The sequence below is a fragment of the Leclercia sp. W6 genome (assembly GCF_003336345.1).
Taxonomy (GTDB): domain Bacteria; phylum Pseudomonadota; class Gammaproteobacteria; order Enterobacterales; family Enterobacteriaceae; genus Enterobacter.
The window spans coordinates 3,702,244-3,726,312 of the sequence record NZ_CP031104.1 but is presented as its reverse complement, the minus strand read 5'-3'; the positions used below and the strand labels follow the sequence as shown (position 1 = coordinate 3,726,312).

The window sequence follows — 24,069 nt, the reverse complement described above, 5'->3', positions numbered from 1 at the left end:
AAATACGGCAACAAAAGGCACCACCGCCTGCCTTATACAGAATTTGAAGACCTCGTTACCACGACGACAATGACCAATCTGGAGAGTTAAGTATGTCCGCTGAACACGTTTTGACGATGCTGAACGAACATGAAGTGAAGTTTGTTGATCTGCGCTTCACCGATACCAAAGGTAAAGAACAGCACGTCACTATTCCTGCTCATCAGGTGAATGCCGAATTCTTTGAAGAAGGCAAAATGTTTGACGGCTCCTCGATTGGTGGCTGGAAAGGTATCAACGAATCCGACATGGTTCTGATGCCAGACGCATCTACTGCCCTCATTGACCCGTTCTTCGAAGAGTCTACCCTGATCATCCGTTGCGATATCCTCGAGCCAGGCACCCTGCAGGGCTACGACCGCGACCCACGCTCTATCGCTAAACGCGCTGAAGAGTACCTGCGCTCCACCGGCATCGCAGACACCGTTCTGTTCGGGCCAGAGCCAGAGTTCTTCCTGTTCGACGACATCCGTTTTGGTGCGACCACTTCCGGTTCCCACGTTGCTATCGATGATATCGAAGGCGCATGGAACTCCTCCACCAAATACGAAGGCGGTAACAAAGGTCACCGTCCAGCCGTTAAAGGCGGTTACTTCCCGGTTCCACCGGTTGACTCTTCTCAGGACATCCGTTCTACCATGTGTCTGATCATGGAAGAGATGGGTCTGGTTGTTGAAGCCCATCACCATGAAGTTGCAACTGCTGGCCAGAACGAAATCGCCACCCGTTTCAACACCATGACCAAGAAAGCGGACGAAATTCAGATCTACAAATACGTTGTTCACAACGTTGCGCACCGCTTCGGTAAAACCGCGACCTTCATGCCAAAACCAATGTTTGGCGACAACGGTTCCGGTATGCACTGCCACATGTCCCTGTCCAAGAACGGAACTAACCTGTTCGCTGGCGACAAGTATGCGGGTCTGTCCGAGCAGGCACTGCACTACATCGGTGGTGTTATCAAACACGCTAAAGCGATCAACGCCCTGGCGAACCCAACCACTAACTCTTACAAGCGTCTGGTCCCAGGCTACGAAGCGCCAGTCATGCTGGCCTACTCTGCCCGTAACCGTTCTGCTTCTATCCGTATTCCGGTGGTAGCTTCTCCGAAAGCACGTCGTATCGAAGTGCGCTTCCCGGACCCAGCTGCTAACCCATACCTGTGCTTCGCAGCACTGCTGATGGCGGGTCTGGACGGTATCAAGAACAAGATCCACCCGGGCGAAGCGATGGACAAAAACCTGTACGACCTGCCGCCAGAAGAAGCGAAAGAGATCCCACAGGTTGCCGGTTCTCTGGAAGAAGCACTGAACGCACTGGACGCAGACCGCGAGTTCCTGACTGCGGGCGGCGTGTTCACTGACGAAGCGATCGATGCTTACATCGCACTGCGTATGGAAGAGAACGACCGCGTTCGCATGACTCCGCACCCGGTTGAGTTCGAACTGTACTACAGCGTCTAATCTTCAATTCCTGTCGCGCGGCCTTTTCCGCGCGAGATTGATAGCCGTTTTTTTGTTGCCGTGGAAACTTTTCAGCCCATCTTCGGATGGGCTTTTTTCACCGCCAACAAGCTGATCTGACGCGTTTTTCGCCGTAAAAACGCTATACTGCACTAAAATAGTGCAAACAACTCCAGGAGACTGCTGAATGGCAACTGGCACGCTGCACGATGCTGGGCAGATCCTCAATTCTCTTATCAACAGCATTTTACTGGTCGATGACGATCTGGCGGTGCATTACGCCAATCCCGCGGCCCAGCAGTTACTGGCGCAAAGTTCACGCAAACTGTTTGGTGCGCCGCTGCCCGAGCTGTTGAGTTATTTTTCCCTGAATATCGGCCTGATGCAGGAGAGCCTGCAGGCGGGGCAAGGCTTTACCGATAACGAAGTGACGCTGGTGATAGACGGACGTTCGCATATTCTGTCGCTGACCGCACAGCGGCTGCCTGAAGGGCTTATTCTGCTGGAGATGGCGCCGATGGATAACCAGCGTCGACTCAGTCAGGAGCAGCTCCAGCATGCTCAGCAGATTGCGGCCCGCGATCTGGTGCGCGGCCTCGCCCACGAGATCAAAAATCCGCTCGGCGGCCTGCGCGGCGCGGCGCAGCTGCTCACTAAAGCCCTGCCCGACCCGGCGCTGGCGGAATACACCAACGTCATCATTGAACAGGCCGACCGCCTGCGAAACCTGGTGGATCGCCTGCTGGGACCGCAGCAACCCGGAATGCATGTCACCGAAAGCATTCACAAAGTGGCGGAGCGCGTCGTCAAGCTGGTGTCGATGGAGCTGCCGGATAACGTCAGGCTGATTCGGGATTACGATCCCAGCCTGCCGGAACTGCCGCACGATCCCGACCAGATTGAACAGGTTTTACTGAATATCGTGCGCAACGCCCTGCAGGCATTAGGGGCGGAAGGCGGAGAGATTATTCTGCGTACCCGCACCGCCTTTCAGCTCACCCTGCATGGCACGCGCTACCGTCTGGCGGCCCGCATTGATGTGGAAGATAACGGCCCGGGCATTCCTTCCCATTTACAGGACACGCTGTTTTACCCGATGGTCAGCGGCCGTGAAGGCGGGACCGGGCTTGGCTTATCAATTGCCCGTAATTTGATAGATCAGCATTCCGGCAAAATTGAATTTACCAGTTGGCCGGGTCATACCGAGTTTTCGGTTTACCTGCCAATCAGGAAATAGAGGGTTAGGTTATGCAACGAGGGATAGTCTGGGTAGTTGATGACGATAGCTCCATCCGCTGGGTGCTTGAACGGGCGCTTACCGGAGCAGGTTTAAGCTGCACCGCTTTTGAGAGTGGTGCCGATGTGCTTGATGCACTCACCACCAAAACCCCGGATGTGCTGCTGTCCGATATCCGTATGCCGGGAATGGACGGGCTCGCGCTGTTAAAACAGATTAAGCAGCGTCATCCGATGCTTCCGGTCATCATAATGACCGCCCACTCCGATCTGGATGCCGCCGTCAGCGCCTACCAGCAGGGGGCGTTCGATTATCTGCCAAAACCGTTCGATATTGACGAAGCGGTGGCGCTGGTTGAACGCGCCATTAGCCACTACCAGGAACAGCAGCAGCCGCGCAATGCCCCGGTTTTCGGCCCTACCACCGATATCATTGGTGAAGCCCCGGCGATGCAGGATGTGTTTCGCATCATTGGTCGCCTGTCACGCTCCTCCATCAGCGTGCTGATTAACGGCGAGTCAGGCACCGGGAAAGAGCTGGTTGCGCATGCCCTGCATCGCCACAGCCCGCGCGTCAAAGCCCCGTTTATCGCCCTGAATATGGCGGCGATCCCTAAGGATTTGATTGAGTCCGAGCTGTTCGGTCATGAAAAAGGGGCCTTTACCGGCGCTAACACCATCCGTCAGGGCCGCTTTGAGCAGGCCGACGGCGGGACGCTGTTCCTGGATGAGATCGGCGATATGCCTCTCGACGTTCAGACACGTCTGCTGCGCGTGCTGGCGGACGGCCAGTTTTACCGCGTGGGCGGCTACGCCCCGGTCAAAGTGGATGTGCGTATTATCGCCGCCACTCACCAGAACCTGGAGCTGCGCGTCCAGGAGGGCAAATTCCGTGAAGACCTGTTCCACCGTCTGAACGTCATTCGCGTACACCTGCCGCCGCTGCGTGAGCGCCGGGAAGATATCCCGCGCCTGGCGCGTCATTTCCTGCAGGATGCCGCCCGCGAACTGGGCGTGGAAGCCAAGCTGCTGCACCCGGAAACCGAAGCGGCGCTGACGCGTCTGGCCTGGCCGGGTAACGTGCGTCAGCTGGAAAATACCTGCCGCTGGCTGACGGTCATGGCCGCCGGCCAGGAAGTGTTGATTCAGGATCTGCCGCCCGAGCTTTTCGAAACCCACGTTCCGGAAAGCAGCACCGGCCAGAGCCTGCCCGACAGCTGGGCGACACTGCTGGCGCAATGGGCCGATCGCGCCCTGCGCTCCGGTCATCAGGACCTGCTCTCCGAGGCGCAGCCCGAAATGGAGCGCACGCTGCTGACCACCGCGCTGCGCCATACCCAGGGCCACAAGCAGGAGGCGGCACGCCTGCTCGGCTGGGGGCGCAATACCCTGACGCGTAAGTTAAAAGAACTGGGGATGGAGTGATCGCCTCCCCCCTGTGTAAAGAGAGTTAATTAAGCGCAAAGTGGTGCTATTTTGCGCTTTACTGTACTGATGAGTTGAGTATGATCTTGCCCGGAAAAATGGGGGGTCATCATGCTGGAATCAATCGTGAATTTGTTGTCTGGCGGCCTTGAAGCCAGCGCAGCAGCGGGACATACACCACAAACGGCCATTGCAGCTGTGCTGTGTGCGGCGCTGGTGGGGTTGTCTAGCTAGCACCTCGCTTACCCGGCCTACAAAGCGCGAAATGTAGGCCGGGTAAGGCGAAGCCGCCACCCGGCAATGCGGCTTAAATCACCCGCGAGAACTGCTGCATACGGGCTTTCTGCCGCAGATAGGCATCGAAGCACATACAGATATTACGAATCAACAAACGCCCTTTCGGCGTAACCTCAATCGCACTCTCCGTCACCTCCACCAGCCCATCTTTCGCCAGCGGCGCCAACAGCTTCATGTCTTCCACAAAGTAGTCTTTAAAAATGAGATCCCACTGCGCTTCCACCGCGCTGAAGTCGAGACGGAAGTTACAGATCAGCGCCTTGATCACGTCCCGGCGAATACAGTCGTCGCGGGTTAACGCGATGCCGCGCCACAGCGCATTGCCGGTCTCATCCACCTGCTGGTAGTAGAGCTTCAGCTCTTTCTGGTTCTGCGCATAGCAGTCGCCAATCATGCTGATGGCCGACACCCCCATCCCCAGCAGATCCGTATCGCCCTGGGTGGTGTAGCCCTGGAAGTTACGATGCAGAACACCCTCGCGCTGGGCAATCGCCAGCTCGTCATCCGGGCGAGCAAAGTGATCCATGCCGATGAACTGGTAGCCGGTCTGGGTCAATGACGTGATGGTTTCCTGCAGGATATCCAGTTTTTGCTGCGCGGAAGGCAGATCGGCATCTTTGATTTTGCGTTGGGCAGCAAACAGCGTCGGCAGATGCGCATAGTTGAAGACGCTCAGGCGGTCCGGGTTGAGTTCCGCCACGCGCTGCAACGTGTAGGCGAAACTTTCTGGCGTCTGCTTCGGCAGGCCATAAATCAGATCGATGTTGGTGGAGGTGAAGCCAATCTCCCGGGCATGGTTCAACAGAGCGAAGATGAACTCTTCATCCTGCTCACGGTTGACCAGCCGCTGGACCTCTTTATTAAAGTCCTGCACGCCCATACTCAGGCGGTTAAACCCTTCGGCACGCAGATGATCGAGCACATCCAGCTCGATTTCCCGCGGGTCTACTTCGATAGAGATTTCAGCATCGCCATTGAAGCGGAAGTTGTTCCGCAGCAGGGTCATCAGACGGCTGATTTGCGCTTTATTCAGGTAGGTCGGCGTACCGCCGCCCCAGTGGAGCTGGCTGACGTGACGACCGGCAAACTGCGGCGCGCGATGCAGGATCTCCTGCTCAAGCGCATCCAGATACTGATCCGCTTTATGCTGCTGGCGGGTCACAATCTTATTGCAGCCGCAGAAGTAGCAGAGCTTGTGGCAGAACGGGATATGAACATACAGAGAGAGCGGGCGGTCAGGGTAACGCGCCACCGCCTGCTGGAATTGGCTATCACCAAAAGCGTCGGAAAATTCCAGCGCAGTGGGATACGAGGTATAACGCGGCCCGGAATAGTTATATTTCTGGATCAGGGCCAGATCCCAGTCGATGGTTGCTACAGACATGCTCACTCCTTCCGTTGGTGTCGCGTTCGTATACGGCGGCCCGTTCTGCCCCCTGTGCGGGCCATGAATCGGGTGCGCAGCCACTTCTGTCGCCGCGACAACCGCCGTAGTTTAACGAATAACCACACCAGATAACATATAACCGGAAGGGTTATTAGCAGGACGATAGAACCTGCCGGGTGCAAATGTTAGTTTCCACCTTTCAACAGGCGCATCATATCTTCCTGTTTCTCTTCTTCTTCCTCTTCGTCTTCATCGTCGTAAGAGAGGCCAAGCTTCTGCATCAGTTCATCGATGCGATCCAGTTTGGCATCTACCCATGACTGCTCTTCTGCATTCAGGGTTTCACCCTCTTCAAGACGTTCCAGCAGCGCGTCCAGGCGCTCATCATTCTCCAGCAAATCCAGCTCAGCCTGCGGTGAAAGCATAGGTTTCTCGCTCTTCGGTTTGTGCTGCCTGGTGACCGGGGCATCGGTCACGCCTAATGGAACCGGTTTTTTACTGCCGATACGCGGGTCTTTCTGCTGCTTGTTATTCGCAGACGCGCCCGAAGTACCGCCACTCGCGCGGCTACCCGCAGCATGACCACGATGTTTTTTCTCGCGTTTGCGATCGCGCGCTTCCTGATTCAGTTCTTCGCGCGTTTTGCGGCGTGCTTTAGCAGGACGTTTAGCGCCTGCAGCGGAGGTCGGTTTTTTCATGGTGTTTTGTCTTTAAGTCGTTTTCTTGAGTATAGAATTGCGGCGAAATCTAGCAGAAAGCAAGCAAAGAAAAAAGGCGACAGAGCAATCTGTCGCCTTTTTTCCTGACTCACAACCCGTTACGGGTCTGACAATCCTTGTTTGCTTACGACTAACCCTGTCTATCCCTTAGCAGGTACCGTCCGTGATAGGTTCCATTTCCCTTTTTAACGCCTCCAAGGCGTTCGTCTTCCTGACTTTCCTGTGTCTTCGCCTCCTGGCGCTCCTGACCCTTGTCCTTAAGTCCGGTTCCTGTCGGCATCCTCGCCGTTGAACGCTACTTTACCGTTTCAGGCTGAACTCACAAGCCACAAACGGCCATTTTCCGCGACTTTCAGACTAAGACTAACCGTTAATAGTTTGATTTTAATCGTTTTGATTTTTTAAAGCGCTGCGATTTTTCTTAAATATCCCATAGTTAAAATGGCAGATCTCTCACAAAGCCCAGGGTTTTTACTTACAGCCGGGTTGCCGATGGGAAAAGCCTTTTCTCTCTGTTCAGGTATAATCCCCCCAACGTTACGAATTTCTGGAGACAACCACGTGACCAACCTGAATTATCACCAGACGCATTTTCTCCTCAGTGCGCCTGATATTCGCCATTTACCTGCCGATACGGGTCTTGAAGTGGCATTTGCTGGCCGGTCCAACGCGGGGAAATCCAGCGCTCTGAATACCCTGACCAATCAGAAAAGCCTGGCGCGTACCTCTAAAACGCCTGGCCGCACCCAGCTGATTAACCTGTTCGAAGTCGCACCGGGCAAGCGCCTGGTTGACCTACCAGGCTATGGCTATGCCGAAGTTCCGGAAGAGATGAAACTCAAGTGGCAGCGCGCGCTGGGGGAATACCTGGAAAAACGCCTGTGTCTGAAGGGCCTGGTCGTCCTGATGGATATTCGCCATCCGCTTAAAGATCTCGATCAGCAGATGATCCACTGGGCTGTAGAGAGCGGGATCCAGGTATTAGTACTGCTCACCAAAGCCGACAAGCTGGCCAGCGGCGCGCGTAAAGCGCAGGTGAATATGGTGCGTGAAGCTGTGCTTGCGTTTAACGGCGACATCCAGGTAGAGGCGTTTTCTTCGCTGAAGAAGCAAGGCGTGGACAAACTGCGTGAGAAACTGGATATCTGGTACAGCGAGCTGGAACCCGCGTCAGAAGCGGATGAGTAATGATGAGCGCGGCGATGTCCGCGCTTTTTTTGCGCTGAACTTTTGTTTGCCGCAATAAAAAACGCCCCAGTCATTACTGACTGGGGCGGCTAAAATATTCAGCCAAATCCGATTACGTGAAGTAAAAGGTCTGAAAGATAGAACATCTTACCTCTGTACCCTACGCGAATAACTCTACCCTTTTTTAGACTATAGACAAAGCACTTTTTGTAGTTTTTTTTCATTCTTTACATAGGGAATTCTAATGATCATCACAAAACGTTCATGGATATGTTGCTTACTTACAGAAAGTGTTCATATCCCAGAAAGAGTTAGTGAGCCTGATCCCAGTTTTCTCCCTGACCGACTTCCACCAGCAACGGCACATCCAGTTTGACGCTGTTTTCCATCAGTTCATGGATCTTTTTCGAGACCGGTTCAAGATCGTCTTTATGCACCTCAAACACCAGTTCATCGTGCACCTGCATGATCATCCGCACCCGCGGCTGCTCTTTCTCCAGCCAGGCGTCAACGGCGATCATCGCACGTTTAATGATATCTGCCGCCGTCCCCTGCATCGGGGCGTTTATTGCCGCACGTTCGGCACCGGCACGGCGGGCCGCATTGCTGGATTTGATGTCCGGCAGATAGAGGCGACGCCCTTCCAGGGTTTCGACATAGCCTTTTTCTTTCGCCTGGGCGCGCGTGTTCTCCATATATTGCAGCACGCCCGGGTAGCGCTCGAAATAGAGATCCATATACTTCTGCGACTCTTTACGCGGAATATTGAGCTGGCGGGAGAGGCCAAAGGCGCTCATGCCGTAGATAAGGCCAAAGTTGATCGCCTTCGCGCTGCGGCGCTGTTCCCCGGTGACGCTCTCCAGCGGCATACCAAACACTTCGGCTGCCGTGGCCCGGTGAATATCCTGCCCTTCCGCAAAGGCGGTCAACAGCCCTTTATCCCGGGAGAGGTGCGCCATGATACGCAGCTCAATCTGTGAATAGTCAGCAGAGACAATGACGTAATCCTCTGGCGCAATAAACGCCTGACGGATACGGCGCCCTTCTTCATTACGCACCGGAATGTTTTGCAGGTTAGGATCGGTTGAGGAGAGTCGCCCGGTAGCCGCTACCGCCTGATGGTAAGAGGTATGTACGCGGCCCGTTTTTGGGTTAATCATCAACGGCAGCTTATCGGTGTAGGTCGATTTCAGCTTTGCCAGCCCACGGTATTGCAGGATCACTTTCGGCAGAGGATAGTCCAGCGCCAGCTCCTCAAGCACCTCTTCAGAGGTGGAAGGCGCCCCGCCCGGTGTTTTCTTCAGCGGCTTGATACCCTGCTTTTCAAACAGGATGGTCTGCAGCTGTTTAGTGGACGAGAGATTAAACGGCTCACCGGCGATCTCATGCGCTTTTTGTTCCAGCTCGTGCAGGCGCAGGGCGATCTCTTCTGAGTGCTTGTGCAACACAGCCGGATCGATTTTCACGCCGTTGCGCTCGATGCGGGACAGAACCGGCACCAGCGGCATCTCGATATTCTGGAACACGTTCAGCGGCCCGGCGTGTTTTTGCAGCTTCGGCCACATCTTTAAATGCAGTTGCAGCGTGACGTCAGCATCTTCTGCCGCATAGTGTCCCGCTTCTTCCAGGGCGATCTGGTTAAAGGTCAGCTGATTCTTGCCCTTACCGGCGATCTGCTCAAAGGTGACGGTTTTATGCTTCAGCCAGCGGTCGGAGAGCGAATCCATATCGTGACGACCGGCGACGCTGTCGAGGATATAGGACTCCAGCATGGTATCGAACGCAATGCCGCGCAGCTCAATACCATAGTTCTGCAGGATACCGCGATCGAACTTCAGGTTTTGCCCCACCTTGAGTGCTTTTTCATCTTCAAGGATCGGTTTGAGGAGCTCAAGAACGCGCTCGCGGGCGATCTGTTCAGGCGCGTCCAGATAGTCGTGGGCAACCGGCACATAGGCGGCAACGCCAGGCTCTGTGGCAAAGGAGAGACCCACCATATTGGCGGAGACATTATCGAGGCTGTCGGTTTCGGTATCGAAAGCGAATACCGGTGCCTGCTGTAGCTTTTCAATCCAGCGTTGCAGCTGCGCTTCATCGAGGATGGTTTCGTAATGCTCAGAAGAGAGCACGCTGGCTTCTTCTTCCGGCTCCTCTTCTGCATCGATCACCAGGGTCTCCTTTGGCTTAGCCGCCGGTTTAGCCCCTTTCGCCTGCAGCCATTTCCCCGCTTCGACATCGGTTATCCAGCGTTTGAACTCGTACTGCTTAAACAGGCCTAGCAGCTCTTCAACGGCAGGTTGCTGCACTTCAAGCTGTTCACAGGTTAGATCCAGCTCTACGTCTGTTTTGATGGTTGCCAGCTGATAAGAGAGGTAGGCCACCTCTTTGTTCTGCTCAAGCTTAGCGGCCATGGTTTTGGCACCGCGGAAGGTCAGTCCGGCGATTTTATCCTGCTCGCTATACAGCGTATCCAGCCCGCCCAGACCTTGCAGCAGCGCCTGGGCCGTCTTTTCGCCCACGCCCGGTACGCCAGGAATGTTATCGGAGGAGTCACCCATCAGCGCGAGGAAATCGATGATCAGTTCCGGCGGCACGCCATATTTAGCGACGACCTCTTCCGGCCCAAGAATGGTATTGGTCATGGTGTTAATCAGGGTGATCCCCGGCGTGACCAGCTGAGCCATGTCTTTATCGCCGGTGCTGATCAGGACCGGGCGGCCCATTTTCTCAGCTTCACGCGCCAGCGTACCGATAACATCGTCCGCTTCAACGCCCGAGACGGCCATCAAAGGCAGCCCCATCGCTTTTACCATCTTATGCAGAGGCTCAATTTGCGCGCGCAGATCGTCCGGCATCGGCGGACGATGAGATTTGTAATGTTCGAACAGCTCATCCCGGAAAGTTTTGCCTTTCGCATCGAAGACCACGGCGGCATGGCTTGGCTGATACTGCATGATCAAGCTACGCAGCATGTTCAGCACACCATACATTGCGCCCGTAGGCTCTCCCGCACTGTTAGTCAGCGGAGGAAAGGCGTGATATGCCCGATAGAGGTAAGACGAGCCGTCGACGAGAATAAGCGGATTTTCGGGGATCTGAACCATAATGTCCGTGCCTTTAAGTAATTTATGAATAAAGGATGCCACAGAAGGATGAAAACATCAGTTTTTCACCGCCAATACAGCCAAAGATTTTGCGATCCTGAGGATCGCTCGCAAATTAAAACTGTGGATAAGTTTGTGAATATTTTCTGTAACCTGGATTAAATGTGCTTAATGAGGATCGATGAGATAATTATTAACATTAATAATCAATGGGTTGTGATTTGATCACGATCTCATATTTTCGATTGATGACAATTTACTCCATGTGGATATAAGCCACGCAGGATCGGCATAACAGGATTTTTCTCCACAGCGCATACAAATCAGCTTTCCCGCCAAGTTAAAGCGCCATCCTTTAACCGTTTTCTGGTAAAATCAGCGCCCTGCGTCTGTTTATCAGGCGCCATTCATAGCTAACCACCTGAAAAAATTCATCATGTCTAGACTCCTGGCTGCGATCACCCTCTTCTTAAGTATCGCATTAACTATTCTGGTCACCATCGCCTGTTCTGTGCCGATCATTATCGCCGGAATAATTAAACTGCTATTACCGATCCCCGTTGTCTGGCGTGCCGTATCTGCATTCTGTAACGTTATGATGTACTGCTGGTGTGAAGGTCTGGCGGTGCTTCTGCGTCTTAATCCACATCTGAAATGGGATGTTAAGGGTCTGGAAGGGCTTAACAAGAAAAACTGGTATTTGCTTATCTGCAACCACCATAGCTGGGCCGATATCGTGGTGTTATGCGTACTGTTCCGCAAACACATTCCCATGAATAAGTACTTCCTTAAACAGCAGCTCGCCTGGGTACCCTTTATTGGGCTGGCCTGTTGGGCGCTGGATATGCCGTTTATGAAGCGCTATTCCCGTAGCTATCTGATCCGCCATCCTGAACGCCGCGGCAAAGATGTTGAAACGACACGCCGCTCCTGCGAGAAGTTTCGCGCGCATCCCACCACCATCGTCAATTTTGTGGAAGGCTCTCGCTTTACCGAAGAGAAAAAGCAGCAAACCCGCTCACCGTACAGCAACCTGCTGCCGCCAAAAGCGGCGGGAATCGCCATGGCGCTTAACGTACTGGGCCAACAGTTCGACAAATTACTGGACGTGACGCTCTGTTATCCGGAGAACGACAAGACACCGTTTTACGATATGCTCAGCGGCAAGTTAACCCGGATTGTGGTGCGAATTGATCTGGTGCCTGTGGCAGAAGAGTTACATGGGGACTATGTTAACGATAAGAACTTTAAGCGGCGTTTCCAGCTCTGGCTGAACACGCTGTGGACGGAAAAAGACGCGCTAATCGACAGGATTAAAGCCCAATACAACAACGCCGGTCATTGACCGGCGTTTTCTTTATTACTTCTTCTCAACCAGATACTTCACAGTGTCGGCATACTGCTGCACGAAGATGTCCATGCTGCTGGTATCCATCCCCTGCATATTCAGCTGGTACTTACCGTTAACATACATGGCTGGAACGCCACGCAGTTGCAGATCGGCGGCCGCTTTTTCCTGCTGTGCCACGAGAGATTTCACGACAAAGCTGTTCCAGGCTGCATCGTATTCTTCGCCCTTAACGCCTGCATCGACGAATACCTTACGGATATCAGCAGTGGTCTGTACAGACTGGGTTTTCTGCACGGCTTCAAACATCGGTGCAGTGATTTTGTCTTCCACGCCCAGGGCCATAGCGACTGCCCACGCCTGCGTTAAGTCTTTGCCCAGCGGGCCAAGGAACTCAACGTGATACTTGGTCATTTTGGTGCCTTCAGGCAGCTTCTTCTTCACGTTTTCGGAAACATGCAGAACCTGCTCGAACTCATAGCAGTGCGGGCAATAGAATGAGAAGAACTCCAGTACCTGAGGTTCTCCGGCTACAGGTTTGTCGAGGGTAATATACTGTTTACCATCGGTGAACTGTGCAGCCGAAGCGCTAAATGCCAGAATCATACCTGCCAGCGCCAGCCATATTTTTTTCATGATCAACTCTCTCCTGGATGTGTTCGATTAATACATTGGCGTTAATTGCAAAGGGGGTTCTTGCAGAACCTTTACCTGTTCAATAAATGTGGATATCTGGTTACGCCAGTAATCTTCTCCGGTAAGCCACGGGAAGTTTCTGGGGAAAGCGGGGTCGTCCCAACGCCTGATTAACCATGCAAGATAATAAACAAAACGCATGGCGCGTAAAGGTTCGATTAATGCAATTTCGTCTGAATTAAAAGGGGTGAACTCTTCATAGGCTTCGATAATCGTCTCAAGCTGCATCCGCTGCTCAGCCTTATCGCCATTCAGCAGCATCCAGAGATCCTGAATCGCTGGTCCCATTCTCGCATCGTCGAGATCGACAAATAATGGCCCGTCGCGCCAGAGGATATTTCCAGCATGGCAATCACCGTGCAGGCGCAGCGTTTTAACGTTGTTATCCCAGCGCGCTATGACAGCGTTAATTAAATTATCCGTTGCGGCCAGAAATTCAGCTTTCAGCCCTGAGGGGATGAGCGTGGATGTTTCAAATACCTGACGCGGTTCGAGCAGATATTCCGCAATGCCGATTGTGGGACGCGCAGAAAAGACGCTCTTCTTTCCCTTCTGATGAATGCGCCCTAAATAACGGGCAACCCATTCCATCTGATCGATATTATCGGCTTCAAATTGTCGGCCACCGAGGCTTGGGAAAACGGCAAAATAAAAACCCTGATGCGACAGCAGCGTCTGACCATTGAATTGCAAAGGTGCGGCAACGGGAACGTCATCGGCTACCAGGTCGAGGGCGAACTGATGCTCTTCCTCAATCTGATCGGCTGACCAGCGCTGCGGACGATAAAATTTCACGACGAAGCGCTGACGCTCCTCATCCTGAAACTGGTAGACGCGGTTTTCATAGCTGTTTAATGGGGTCAGACCTGAGTCCACCCGGATGCCCTGCTCAAACAGAGCATCCATAATGGTATCCGGGTGTAAGGTCTGGAAAGTAAAGGCCTGGTCGTTCATCCGATCATCCGGAAATTATACGAATGATTGAGGATATCATTTAACGGCGATTACGGTGGTGCCTCTTACAAGCTTTTACTCTTTAATTACGCCACGTGCACGCAGCAGAGCTGTTTTGAAATCCTCTTCGTAATCTTTCTGAATACCGGGGATGACAGCATCTTTGCCGGAATCGCGCATTTTCAGGTGATAGATCAGGATGTCATCGGAAAGGTCGGCCAGTTCACCTTCATAACCTGACTCCTGCGCCAGTTTCTGTAAGAATTGCACGAGGTTAAGCTCTGGCTCTTTCTGCCAGGCTGGCTGGAGAAGTTCAATAACTTCATTCAGACGTTTACATTTCATGGTAATACTCCTTTCATTGAGAGTGACACGTTAGCAGGGTCAAACCCACAATAAAAGAGGCGATATTGTTGAGCCAGATAAGCACGATCACGGGTGTGGTGTTAGCCGGCGGCAAGGCATCCCGCATGGGGGGAGTCGATAAGGGCCTGCAGACGTTGAACGGCACAGCGTTATGGCAGCACGTGGCACACACGCTGAGTAAACAAGTGAGTACGCTAGCCATCAGTGCTAACAAAAACCTCGCCGTTTACCGGGAAAGTGGACACCCCGTCTATCCCGACTCGTTGGCTGATTACCCGGGGCCGCTGGCGGGGATGCTTTCTGTTATGCAGCAGTGCGATGCCGAGTGGTTTCTGTTTTGCCCCTGCGATACACCGTTTATCCCCGATTGTCTGGCTGAGCGCTTTGTTAAACACAGGGATACGTCGATGGTTGTCTGGGCGCATGACGGCGAACGCGATCACCCAACCATTGCGCTAATGCACCGTCAGCTGATGCCGGCATTACAGAGCTACCTGGCTGCGGGAGAGCGTCGGGTGATGGTCTTTATGCGACAGGCTGGCGGACATTCTGTCGATTTTAGCGATATGAAACAGGCATTTATTAACATCAACACCCTCGAACAGATAGACACTATGCAGAGGCACGAATGATACCTGTTTTAGCGATCGCCGCATGGAGCGGCACGGGGAAAACCACCCTGTTAAAAGCCATTATCCCGGCACTTTGTGCGAGGGGCGTGCGCCCCGGGCTTATCAAACACACGCATCACAATATGGATGTGGATATTCCTGGCAAGGACAGCTATGAACTGCGCAAAGCTGGTGCGGCACAAACCATTGTTGCCAGCAGCCAGCGTTGGGCCTTAATGACCGAGACACCGGACGAGAAGGACCTTGATCTGCCTTACCTCATCAGTCGGATGGATCATTCGACGCTGGATCTGGTCCTGGTAGAGGGCTTTAAACATGAACCGGTGGCAAAGATCCTGCTGTTTCGCAGTGATACCGGACATGGGATTAATGAATTAACGCTTGATGAGCATGTTATCGCGGTGGCCAGTGATATTTCACTGTCGCTTCAGGTACCGGTCCTGGATATCAATAATCCGGAGGAGATCGTCGGGTTCATTCAACAATGGATGAGGTCGTAGTAGGCCGGGTAAGGTGAAGCCGCCACCCGGCTTTTTTAACGCCCAACGCAAAAAGCCCGTCCTTGCGGACGGGCTTTCGGCTTTAATTGATGCCTGGCAGTTCCCTACTCTCGCATGGGGAGACCCCACACTACCATCGGCGCTACGGCGTTTCACTTCTGAGTTCGGCATGGGGTCAGGTGGGACCACCGCGCTACAGCCGCCAGGCAAATTCTGTAATCTGTATCAGCTGAAAATCTCTCAAACCCACCGAAACAGCTTCGGCGTTGTAAGGTTAAGCCTCACGGTTCATTAGTACCGGTTAGCTCAACGCATCGCTGCGCTTACACACCCGGCCTATCAACGTCGTCGTCTTCAACGTTCCTTCAGGACCCTCAAAGGGTCAGGGAGAACTCATCTCGGGGCAAGTTTCGTGCTTAGATGCTTTCAGCACTTATCTCTTCCGCATTTAGCTACCGGGCAGTGCCATTGGCATGACAACCCGAACACCAGTGATGCGTCCACTCCGGTCCTCTCGTACTAGGAGCAGCCCCCTCAATTCTCCAGCGCCCACGGCAGATAGGGACCGAACTGTCTCACGACGTTCTAAACCCAGCTCGCGTACCACTTTAAATGGCGAACAGCCATACCCTTGGGACCTACTTCAGCCCCAGGATGTGATGAGCCGACATCGAGGTGCCAAACACCGCCGTCGATATGAACTCTTGGGCGGTATCAGCCTGTTATCCCCGGAGTACCTTTTATCCGTTGAGCGATGGCCCTTCCATACAGAACCACCGGATCACTATGACCTGCTTTCGCACCTGCTCGAGCCGTCACTCTCGCAGTCAAGCCAGCTTATGCCATTGCACTAACCTCCTGATGTCCGACCAGGATTAGCTGACCTTCGTGCTCCTCCGTTACTCTTTAGGAGGAGACCGCCCCAGTCAAACTACCCACCAGACACTGTCCGCAACCCGGATTACGGGTCCACGTTAGAACACCAGCCATTAAAGGGTGGTATTTCAAGGACGGCTCCATGCAGACTGGCGTCCACACTTCAAAGCCTCCCACCTATCCTACACATCAAGGACCAGTGTTCAGTGTCAAGCTATAGTAAAGGTTCACGGGGTCTTTCCGTCTTGCCGCGGGTACACTGCATCTTCACAGCGATTTCAATTTCACTGAGTCTCGGGTGGAGACAGCCTGGCCATCATTACGCCATTCGTGCAGGTCGGAACTTACCCGACAAGGAATTTCGCTACCTTAGGACCGTTATAGTTACGGCCGCCGTTTACCGGGGCTTCGATCAAGAGCTTCGCGTTGCCGCTAACCCCATCAATTAACCTTCCGGCACCGGGCAGGCGTCACACCGTATACGTCCACTTTCGTGTTTGCACAGTGCTGTGTTTTTAATAAACAGTTGCAGCCAGCTGGTATCTTCGACTGATTTCAGCTCCACCCGCAGGGGCTTCACCTACATATCAGCGTGCCTTCTCCCGAAGTTACGGCACCATTTTGCCTAGTTCCTTCACCCGAGTTCTCTCAAGCGCCTTGGTATTCTCTACCTGACCACCTGTGTCGGTTTGGGGTACGATTTGATGTTACCTGATGCTTAGAGGCTTTTCCTGGAAGCAGGGCATTTGTTGCTTCAGCACCGTAGTGCCTCGTCATCACACCTCAGCGTTAACAAGGTACCGGATTTACCTGGAACCTCCGCCTACATGCTTAAACCGGGACAACCGTCGCCCGGCCAACATAGCCTTCTCCGTCCCCCCTTCGCAGTAACACCGAGTACAGGAATATTAACCTGTTTCCCATCGACTACGCCTTTCGGCCTCGCCTTAGGGGTCGACTCACCCTGCCCCGATTAACGTTGGACAGGAACCCTTGGTCTTCCGGCGAGCGGGCTTTTCACCCGCTTTATCGTTACTTATGTCAGCATTCGCACTTCTGATACCTCCAGCATGCCTCACAGCACACCTTCGCAGGCTTACAGAACGCTCCCCTACCCAACAACACATAGTGTCGCTGCCGCAGCTTCGGTGCATGGTTTAGCCCCGTTACATCTTCCGCGCAGGCCGACTCGACCAGTGAGCTATTACGCTTTCTTTAAATGATGGCTGCTTCTAAGCCAACATCCTGGCTGTCTGTGCCTTCCCACATCGTTTCCCACTTAACCATGACTTTGGGACCTTAGCTGGCGGTCTGGGTTGTTTCCCTCTTCACGACGGACGTTAGCACCCGCCGTGTGTCTCCCGTGATAACATTCTCCGGTATTCGCAGTTTGCATCGGGTTGGTAAGCCGGGATGGCCCCTAGCCGAAACAGTGCTCTACCCCCGGAGATGAGTTCACGAGGCGCTACCTAAATAGCTTTCGGGGAGAACCAGCTATCTCCCGGTTTGATTGGCCTTTCACCCCCAGCCACAGGTCATCCGCTAATTTTTCAACATTAGTCGGTTCGGTCCTCCAGTTAGTGTTACCCAACCTTCAACCTGCCCATGGCTAGATCACCGGGTTTCGGGTCTATACCCTGCAACTTAACGCCCAGTTAAGACTCGGTTTCCCTTCGGCTCCCCTATACGGTTAACCTTGCTACAGAATATAAGTCGCTGACCCATTATACAAAAGGTACGCAGTCACACCCGAAGGTGCTCCCACTGCTTGTACGTACACGGTTTCAGGTTCTTTTTCACTCCCCTCGCCGGGGTTCTTTTCGCCTTTCCCTCACGGTACTGGTTCACTATCGGTCAGTCAGGAGTATTTAGCCTTGGAGGATGGTCCCCCCATATTCAGACAGGATACCACGTGTCCCGCCCTACTCTTCGAGTTCACAGCATGTGTGCTTTCGTGTACGGGAGTATCACCCTGTACCCTGCGACTTTCCAGACGCTTCCACTAACACACAAGCTGATTCAGACTCCGGGCTGCTCCCGTTCGCTCGCCGCTACTGGGGAATCTCGGTTGATTTCTTTTCCTCGGGGTACTTAGATGTTTCAGTTCCCCCGGTTCGCCTCGTTAGCCTATGTATTCAGCTAACGATAGTGTGTCGGAACACACTGGGTTTCCCCATTCGGACATCGCCGGGTCAAGGGTTCATATCACCTCGCCGGCGCTTTTCGCAGATTAGCACGTCCTTCATCGCCTCTGACTGCCAGGGCATCCACCGTGTACGCTTAGTCGCTTAACCTCACAACCCGAAGCTGTTTCACTTCGCGTTGTGAAAATTTGAGAGACTCGAACACACTTAACGTGTGTCGTTTCAATTTTCAGCTTGATCCAGATTTTTAAAGAGCAAAACTTCGCAGCGCACCTTCGCAGGTACACTCTGAAGTTTTCAGGTTGTGCAGTAAAGATGGTGGAGCTATGCGGGATCGAACCGCAGACCTCCTGCGTGCAAGGCAGGCGCTCTCCCAGCTGAGCTATAGCCCCATCGTAGTTAATCTCTTCAAATTTGCGTTGCAAATTTGGTAGGCCTGAGTGGACTTGAACCACCGACCTCACCCTTATCAGGGGTGCGCTCTAACCACCTGAGCTACAAGCCTGCAGAGATTTTTTACTGCTAATTTTCATCAGACAATCTGTGTGAGCACTGCAAAGGCAGGTTCTTTAAGGTAAGGAGGTGATCCAACCGCAGGTTCCCCTACGGTTACCTTGTTACGACTTCACCCCAGTCATGAATCACAAAGTGGTAAGCGCCCTCCCGAAGGTTAAGCTACCTACTTCTTTTGCAACCCACTCCCATGGTGTGACGGGCGGTGTGTACAAGGCCCGGGAACGTATTCACCGTAGCATTCTGATCTACGATTACTAGCGATTCCGACTTCATGGAGTCGAGTTGCAGACTCCAATCCGGACTACGACGCACTTTATGAGGTCCGCTTGCTCTCGCGAGGTCGCTTCTCTTTGTATGCGCCATTGTAGCACGTGTGTAGCCCTACTCGTAAGGGCCATGATGACTTGACGTCATCCCCACCTTCCTCCAGTTTATCACTGGCAGTCTCCTTTGAGTTCCCGGCCGGACCGCTGGCAACAAAGGATAAGGGTTGCGCTCGTTGCGGGACTTAACCCAACATTTCACAACACGAGCTGACGACAGCCATGCAGCACCTGTCTCAGAGTTCCCGAAGGCACCAAGCCATCTCTGGCAAGTTCTCTGGATGTCAAGAGTAGGTAAGGTTCTTCGCGTTGCATCGAATTAAACCACATGCTCCACCGCTTGTGCGGGCCCCCGTCAATTCATTTGAGTTTTAACCTTGCGGCCGTACTCCCCAGGCGGTCGACTTAACGCGTTAGCTCCGGAAGCCACGCCTCAAGGGCACAACCTCCAAGTCGACATCGTTTACGGCGTGGACTACCAGGGTATCTAATCCTGTTTGCTCCCCACGCTTTCGCACCTGAGCGTCAGTCTTTGTCCAGGGGGCCGCCTTCGCCACCGGTATTCCTCCAGATCTCTACGCATTTCACCGCTACACCTGGAATTCTACCCCCTCTACAAGACTCAAGCCTGCCAGTTTCAAATGCAGTTCCCAGGTTGAGCCCGGGGATTTCACATCTGACTTAACAGACCGCCTGCGTGCGCTTTACGCCCAGTAATTCCGATTAACGCTTGCACCCTCCGTATTACCGCGGCTGCTGGCACGGAGTTAGCCGGTGCTTCTTCTGCGAGTAACGTCAATCACTGTGGTTATTAACCACAATGCCTTCCTCCTCGCTGAAAGTACTTTACAACCCGAAGGCCTTCTTCATACACGCGGCATGGCTGCATCAGGCTTGCGCCCATTGTGCAATATTCCCCACTGCTGCCTCCCGTAGGAGTCTGGACCGTGTCTCAGTTCCAGTGTGGCTGGTCATCCTCTCAGACCAGCTAGGGATCGTCGCCTAGGTGAGCCATTACCCCACCTACTAGCTAATCCCATCTGGGCACATCCGATGGCAAGAGGCCCGAAGGTCCCCCTCTTTGGTCTTGCGACGTTATGCGGTATTAGCTACCGTTTCCAGTAGTTATCCCCCTCCATCAGGCAGTTTCCCAGACATTACTCACCCGTCCGCCACTCGTCACCCGAGAGCAAGCTCTCTGTGCTACCGTTCGACTTGCATGTGTTAGGCCTGCCGCCAGCGTTCAATCTGAGCCATGATCAAACTCTTCAATTTAAGTTTGATGCTCGTGAATTAAACTTCGTAATGAATTACGTGTTCACTCAGAGACTTGGTATTCATTTTTCGTCCGAGGACGTTAAGAATCCATGTCACTTTGAGTGCCCACACAGATTGTCTGATAAATTGTTAAAGAGCAGTGCAACGCGGCTTTCGCTCACCGTTGCGAGGTCCCGTATATTACGTTTTCCTCATTCAGAGTCAAGCGATTATTTCGCGCTTTTCTCTACCGGGTATTCATCGCTGAACCCCGCTGACCCGGCGGCTTGCGTGCCGTTGTTCCGTGTCAGTGGAGGCGCATTATAGGGAGTTCTTCGGCGCTGACAAGGGTAAAATTAAAAAAAACTACCAACCGTGTTTTTTTTCGCCAAAAGCCTCATCTTTTAGCCAGAAACGGCGCTAATTGCTGTTTTCGCCACCACAAGCCGCCTGCAGGTGGCATACTTACTGGCATCAAGATTTAAGGAATATGCTTTATGCCTTTAAGCGCGCAACAGCTGGCGGCACAAAAAAACCTTTCCTATGTGCTGGCAGAAAAACTGGCACAGCGGATCCTGGCAGGTGTTTACACGCCTGGCAGCATCCTGCCGGGTGAACTGGAACTGGGGGAACAGTTTGGCGTGAGCCGAACGGCCGTTCGTGAAGCCGTGAAAACGTTAACCGCGAAAGGGATGGTGCTGCCCCGTCCGCGCATCGGTACGCGCGTGATGCCCCAGAGCAACTGGAACTTCCTCGATCAGGAGCTGCTCTCCTGGTGGATGACGGAAGATAACTTCCAGCAGGTTATTGATCACTTCCTTGTCATGCGCAGTAGCCTGGAGCCGCAAGCCTGCCTGCTGGCCGCAACGATCGGAACGGCAGAGCAAAAAGCGCGGCTAAATACTCTGATGGATGAGATGGTGCATCTGAAAAAGCACTTTAACCGGGAACGCTGGATAGATGTGGATATGGCCTGGCACGAGCATATCTATGAGATGAGCGGTAATCCGTTCCTGACCTCTTTTGCCTCGCTCTTTCACTCTGTCTATCACACCTACTTTACCTCTATTACCCAGGATGAAGTGGTTAAGCTGGATTTACACCAGGCCATTGTCGATGCCATTCAGGACAGTGACGGGCCACGCGCCATGGCAGCCAGCCAGGCGCTGCTTGCCCCACCAGCACGGTAGCCATAACAACAGGAACTCGAATGACAGTAAAAAAAGCACGCAGTATGGCGGGCCTGCCGTGGATAGCGGCAATGGCCTTCTTTATGCAGGCCCTGGATGCGACCATCCTCAATACTGCCCTTCCCGCAATAGCCCAAAGCCTGAACCGTTCTCCGCTGGCCATGCAGTCGGCCATCATCAGTTATACCCTGACCGTTGCGATGCTGATCCCGGTGAGCGGCTGGCTGGCCGATCGCTTCGGCACCCGCCGTGTCTTTATGCTGGCGGTAACCTTGTTTACGCTGGGCTCGCTGGCCTGCGCACTCTCCAGTTCTCTGGGAGAGCTGGTTATTTTCCGGGTGATCCAGGGGATAGGCGGCGCGATGATGATGCCGGTTGCGCGCCTGGCACTGTTACGGGCCTATCCGCGCAGCGAACTGTTGCCGGTGCTGAACTTCGTTACCATGCCGGGCCTGGTCGGGCCGATCCTCGGACCGGTGCTGGGTGGCGTGCTGGTCACCTGGGCCAGCTGGCACTGGATATTCCTCATTAATATCCCGATTGGGATCGCTGGGCTTTTCTATGCCCGTAAATTTATGCCGAACTTCACCACCCCTCGGCGCAAATTCGATATGGGCGGGTTCTTCCTGTTTGGCCTGAGCCTGGTGCTCTTTTCCAGCGGCATGGAGCTGTTCGGTGAGAAAGTGGTAGCAACCTGGCTGGCCGTCACCATCATTCTCAGCGGCATTCTTCTTTTTCTTCTTTATATCCGTCACGCGCGTCGCCATCCTACGCCGCTTATTTCGCTGTCGCTGTTTAACACGCGCACCTTCTCGGTGGGTATTGCCGGCAACATCGCTTCACGGCTGGGCACCGGCTGCGTTCCCTTCCTGATGCCGCTGATGCTGCAGGTCGGGTTTGGTTACCCGGCACTGATTGCAGGCTGCATGATGGCGCCTACGGCGGTGGGCTCGATCCTTGCCAAATCCGGCGTGACGCAACTGCTGCGCCGGCTGGGCTACCGCAGGACGCTGGTTGGCGTGACGATATTTATCGGCGTGATGATTGCTCAGTTCTCACTGCAGTCGGCGGCGTTGCCGGTATGGATGCTGATCCTGCCGCTGTTTGTGCTGGGGATGGCGATGTCCATCCAGTTCACGTCGATGAACACCATTACCCTTGCCGATCTCAATGACGAGAATGCCAGCGGCGGTAACAGCGTGCTGGCGGTGACGCAGCAGCTGTCGATCAGTCTGGGGGTGGCGGTAAGTGCGGCAGTACTGCGTTTTTATGAAGGGTTCGACAGCACAAATACTGTCGAACAGTTTCACTCCACCTTTATCACCATGGGCGTGCTGACGGTGATCTCGGCGCTGGTCTTTATGCTGCTAAAACCGAAGGATGGTCGTAACCTTATTAAAGATCGGCACAAACCTAAACAGACCCCCGTTCCATCAGAACAGGAGTAAGCTGCAGCCGCTGTTGTTGCAGAGCGGGCTGGGCGATACGGTGGATCAAGACATCAACCGCCAGCTCGCCCAGTTCATCTTTTGGCTGATGAATGGTGGTGAGCGGCGGCGTCATATACTGCGCCAGTTCGATATCGTCATATCCCACCACGGCGATATCGTCCGGGATACGCAGTCCCGCCTGATAAAGCGCCTTGTAAGCCCCTACCGCCATCGCATCGTTACCAATAAAGACCGCCTGCGGGCGCTCCTTCTGGGCGAGTAAGGCCTGCATCGCCTCAAACCCGCCGCTAAATTCAAAGTCACCGGTGATTTGATAGCCCTCAGGCACCGGCAAACCGGCACGCGCCATCGCCACCAGGAATCCTTCCAGCCGCAGGCGGGCGGGGGTTTTATCCAGCGGACCGGTAATACAGGCGATGCGGGTGTGGCCTTTATCAATCAGATGCTGCGTCGCCATGTCCCCGCCCAGCAACGAGTTATCCTGGATGAGATCGCTGGTACCGTCGAATGGCGCCCAGTCCATCATCACCGTAGGAACGGAGGGGTAGCGCTGCATAATCTCCGGGGAGGGTTGGTGCGTTTCGGTGCACAGCAATAGCAATCCGTCGACGCGCTTTTGCATCAGCGTCTCCAGATTGCGGTTCATGCGCTGTTCATCGCCTTCGGTATTGCATAACACCAGGCTGTAGCCACGCTCAAAACAGCTGCGCTCAACGCCGCGCACCAGCTCAGAGTAAAAGGGGTTGGTACTGGCCGTAATGAGCATGCCAATGGTACGCGTCTGGTTGAGTTTCAGACTGCGTGCCAGGGCGGAAGGCGCATAATTGAGGGATTTAACGGCAGCCTCGACCTTCTCCCGAATCGCGTCGCTGACGAAGCGATCGTTATTGATGACGTGGGAGACCGTCGAAGTAGAGACGCCCGCCATGCGGGCGACATCTTTCATTGTGGCCAAGCG

The 24,069-nt window shown here is 53.9% G+C and carries 17 protein-coding genes, 2 tRNA genes and 3 rRNA genes; 10 read left to right on the top strand and 12 right to left on the bottom strand.

Features of this window, described 5'->3' with window-relative positions; genetic code table 11:
* The first annotated feature begins 92 nt into the window (after positions 1-92).
* From glnA to DVA43_RS24580, 4 genes are all read left to right on the top strand, one after another.
* Positions 93-1,502 carry a glutamate--ammonia ligase gene (gene glnA, locus DVA43_RS18215; RefSeq protein ID WP_103825293.1) on the top strand — a complete coding sequence of 470 codons (1,410 nt, stop codon included), beginning with the start codon at positions 93-95 and terminating at the stop codon, positions 1,500-1,502.
* Positions 1,503-1,689: 187 nt separating this feature from the next.
* The gene (gene glnL, locus DVA43_RS18210; RefSeq protein ID WP_114316345.1) at positions 1,690-2,739 is read left to right on the top strand and encodes a nitrogen regulation protein NR(II); all 1,050 of its coding nucleotides are present in this window, start codon (positions 1,690-1,692) and stop codon (positions 2,737-2,739) included.
* Positions 2,740-2,750: 11 nt separating this feature from the next.
* Positions 2,751-4,163, top strand: a complete 1,413-nt coding sequence (glnG, locus tag DVA43_RS18205; RefSeq protein WP_103177579.1) for a nitrogen regulation protein NR(I) — start codon at positions 2,751-2,753, stop codon at positions 4,161-4,163.
* Positions 4,164-4,274: 111 nt separating this feature from the next.
* The gene (locus tag DVA43_RS24580; RefSeq protein ID WP_147271040.1) at positions 4,275-4,397 is read left to right on the top strand and encodes a YshB family small membrane protein; all 123 of its coding nucleotides are present in this window, start codon (positions 4,275-4,277) and stop codon (positions 4,395-4,397) included.
* Between the two features lie 73 nt (positions 4,398-4,470).
* On the opposite strand, the gene hemN is transcribed toward DVA43_RS24580, so the two are convergent.
* Both hemN and yihI read right to left on the bottom strand, forming a co-directional pair.
* Positions 4,471-5,844, bottom strand: coding sequence for an oxygen-independent coproporphyrinogen III oxidase (hemN, locus tag DVA43_RS18200; RefSeq protein WP_114316344.1), 1,374 nt, complete (start codon positions 5,842-5,844; stop codon positions 4,471-4,473).
* Positions 5,845-6,032: 188 nt separating this feature from the next.
* Complete coding sequence (gene yihI, locus DVA43_RS18190) at positions 6,033-6,545, bottom strand: Der GTPase-activating protein YihI (RefSeq protein ID WP_103177582.1); 513 nt, start codon at positions 6,543-6,545, stop codon at positions 6,033-6,035.
* Positions 6,546-7,127: 582 nt separating this feature from the next.
* On the opposite strand from yihI, the gene yihA reads away from it, so the two are divergent.
* Positions 7,128-7,754: a ribosome biogenesis GTP-binding protein YihA/YsxC gene (gene yihA / locus DVA43_RS18185; protein WP_103177583.1), complete on the top strand. Its 627-nt coding sequence runs from the start codon at positions 7,128-7,130 to the stop codon at positions 7,752-7,754.
* Positions 7,755-8,065: 311 nt separating this feature from the next.
* On the opposite strand, the gene polA is transcribed toward yihA, so the two are convergent.
* On the bottom strand, positions 8,066-10,858 hold the full coding sequence (polA, locus tag DVA43_RS18180) for a DNA polymerase I (protein WP_114316343.1): 2,793 nt from the start codon (positions 10,856-10,858) through the stop codon (positions 8,066-8,068).
* A gap of 436 nt (positions 10,859-11,294) precedes the next feature.
* On the opposite strand from polA, the gene DVA43_RS18175 reads away from it, so the two are divergent.
* Positions 11,295-12,203, top strand: a complete 909-nt coding sequence (locus DVA43_RS18175; protein ID WP_114316342.1) for an acyltransferase — start codon at positions 11,295-11,297, stop codon at positions 12,201-12,203.
* A gap of 15 nt (positions 12,204-12,218) precedes the next feature.
* On the opposite strand, the gene dsbA is transcribed toward DVA43_RS18175, so the two are convergent.
* The 3 genes from dsbA to DVA43_RS18160 all read right to left on the bottom strand — a co-directional run bounded on the left by dsbA (position 12,219) and on the right by DVA43_RS18160 (position 14,201).
* Positions 12,219-12,842 carry a thiol:disulfide interchange protein DsbA gene (gene dsbA, locus DVA43_RS18170; protein ID WP_103177586.1) on the bottom strand — a complete coding sequence of 208 codons (624 nt, stop codon included), beginning with the start codon at positions 12,840-12,842 and terminating at the stop codon, positions 12,219-12,221.
* A 27-nt stretch (positions 12,843-12,869) separates the two neighbouring features.
* Positions 12,870-13,856: a serine/threonine protein kinase gene (locus DVA43_RS18165; RefSeq protein WP_114316341.1), complete on the bottom strand. Its 987-nt coding sequence runs from the start codon at positions 13,854-13,856 to the stop codon at positions 12,870-12,872.
* A 75-nt stretch (positions 13,857-13,931) separates the two neighbouring features.
* A complete protein-coding gene (locus DVA43_RS18160; protein WP_039032193.1) occupies positions 13,932-14,201 on the bottom strand; it encodes a YihD family protein in 270 nt (89 codons plus the stop codon).
* Positions 14,202-14,269: 68 nt separating this feature from the next.
* Here DVA43_RS18160 and mobA point away from each other — a divergent pair, with 68 nt between their 5' ends.
* Both mobA and mobB read left to right on the top strand, forming a co-directional pair.
* Positions 14,270-14,854, top strand: coding sequence for a molybdenum cofactor guanylyltransferase MobA (mobA, locus tag DVA43_RS18155; RefSeq protein ID WP_114316340.1), 585 nt, complete (start codon positions 14,270-14,272; stop codon positions 14,852-14,854).
* A complete protein-coding gene (gene mobB / locus DVA43_RS18150; protein ID WP_114316339.1) occupies positions 14,851-15,354 on the top strand; it encodes a molybdopterin-guanine dinucleotide biosynthesis protein MobB in 504 nt (167 codons plus the stop codon). The genes mobA and mobB overlap by 4 nt, the downstream gene beginning before the upstream one ends.
* A 91-nt stretch (positions 15,355-15,445) precedes the next feature.
* Here mobB and rrf read toward each other — a convergent pair.
* The 5 genes from rrf to DVA43_RS18125 form a co-directional block, all read right to left on the bottom strand.
* Positions 15,446-15,561, bottom strand: a 5S ribosomal RNA gene (gene rrf / locus DVA43_RS18145).
* Between the two features lie 63 nt (positions 15,562-15,624).
* Positions 15,625-18,524: ribosomal RNA gene (locus DVA43_RS18140) — 23S ribosomal RNA — on the bottom strand.
* A gap of 166 nt (positions 18,525-18,690) precedes the next feature.
* A tRNA-Ala gene (locus DVA43_RS18135) sits at positions 18,691-18,766 on the bottom strand.
* Between the two features lie 36 nt (positions 18,767-18,802).
* Positions 18,803-18,879 (bottom strand) — tRNA-Ile (locus DVA43_RS18130).
* Positions 18,880-18,949: 70 nt separating this feature from the next.
* Positions 18,950-20,488, bottom strand: a 16S ribosomal RNA gene (locus tag DVA43_RS18125).
* Together the 16S, 23S and 5S rRNA genes with 2 tRNA genes alongside form the textbook arrangement of a ribosomal RNA operon.
* 479 nt (positions 20,489-20,967) lie before the next feature.
* Here DVA43_RS18125 and DVA43_RS18115 point away from each other — a divergent pair.
* Positions 20,968-21,660, top strand: coding sequence for a FadR/GntR family transcriptional regulator (locus DVA43_RS18115; RefSeq protein ID WP_114316337.1), 693 nt, complete (start codon positions 20,968-20,970; stop codon positions 21,658-21,660).
* Between the two features lie 20 nt (positions 21,661-21,680).
* The gene (gene mdtD, locus DVA43_RS18110; RefSeq protein ID WP_114316336.1) at positions 21,681-23,108 is read left to right on the top strand and encodes a multidrug transporter subunit MdtD; all 1,428 of its coding nucleotides are present in this window, start codon (positions 21,681-21,683) and stop codon (positions 23,106-23,108) included.
* Here mdtD and rbsR read toward each other — a convergent pair.
* On the bottom strand, positions 23,074-24,066 hold the full coding sequence (gene rbsR, locus DVA43_RS18105; RefSeq protein ID WP_103177593.1) for a ribose operon transcriptional repressor RbsR: 993 nt from the start codon (positions 24,064-24,066) through the stop codon (positions 23,074-23,076). The genes mdtD and rbsR overlap by 35 nt on opposite strands.
* Positions 24,067-24,069 lie beyond the last annotated feature (3 nt).

Coding starts and splice junctions, on each gene's coding strand:
- glnA (WP_103825293.1), top strand. CDS start 93: ATGTCCGCTGAACACGTTTTGACGATGCTGAACGAACATGAAGTGAAG.
- glnL (WP_114316345.1), top strand. CDS start 1,690: ATGGCAACTGGCACGCTGCACGATGCTGGGCAGATCCTCAATTCTCTT.
- glnG (WP_103177579.1), top strand. CDS start 2,751: ATGCAACGAGGGATAGTCTGGGTAGTTGATGACGATAGCTCCATCCGC.
- DVA43_RS24580 (WP_147271040.1), top strand. CDS start 4,275: ATGCTGGAATCAATCGTGAATTTGTTGTCTGGCGGCCTTGAAGCCAGC.
- hemN (WP_114316344.1), bottom strand. CDS start 5,844: ATGTCTGTAGCAACCATCGACTGGGATCTGGCCCTGATCCAGAAATAT.
- yihI (WP_103177582.1), bottom strand. CDS start 6,545: ATGAAAAAACCGACCTCCGCTGCAGGCGCTAAACGTCCTGCTAAAGCA.
- polA (WP_114316343.1), bottom strand. CDS start 10,858: ATGGTTCAGATCCCCGAAAATCCGCTTATTCTCGTCGACGGCTCGTCT.
- DVA43_RS18175 (WP_114316342.1), top strand. CDS start 11,295: ATGTCTAGACTCCTGGCTGCGATCACCCTCTTCTTAAGTATCGCATTA.
- dsbA (WP_103177586.1), bottom strand. CDS start 12,842: ATGAAAAAAATATGGCTGGCGCTGGCAGGTATGATTCTGGCATTTAGC.
- DVA43_RS18165 (WP_114316341.1), bottom strand. CDS start 13,856: ATGAACGACCAGGCCTTTACTTTCCAGACCTTACACCCGGATACCATT.
- DVA43_RS18160 (WP_039032193.1), bottom strand. CDS start 14,201: ATGAAATGTAAACGTCTGAATGAAGTTATTGAACTTCTCCAGCCAGCC.
- mobB (WP_114316339.1), top strand. CDS start 14,851: ATGATACCTGTTTTAGCGATCGCCGCATGGAGCGGCACGGGGAAAACC.
- DVA43_RS18115 (WP_114316337.1), top strand. CDS start 20,968: ATGCCTTTAAGCGCGCAACAGCTGGCGGCACAAAAAAACCTTTCCTAT.
- mdtD (WP_114316336.1), top strand. CDS start 21,681: ATGACAGTAAAAAAAGCACGCAGTATGGCGGGCCTGCCGTGGATAGCG.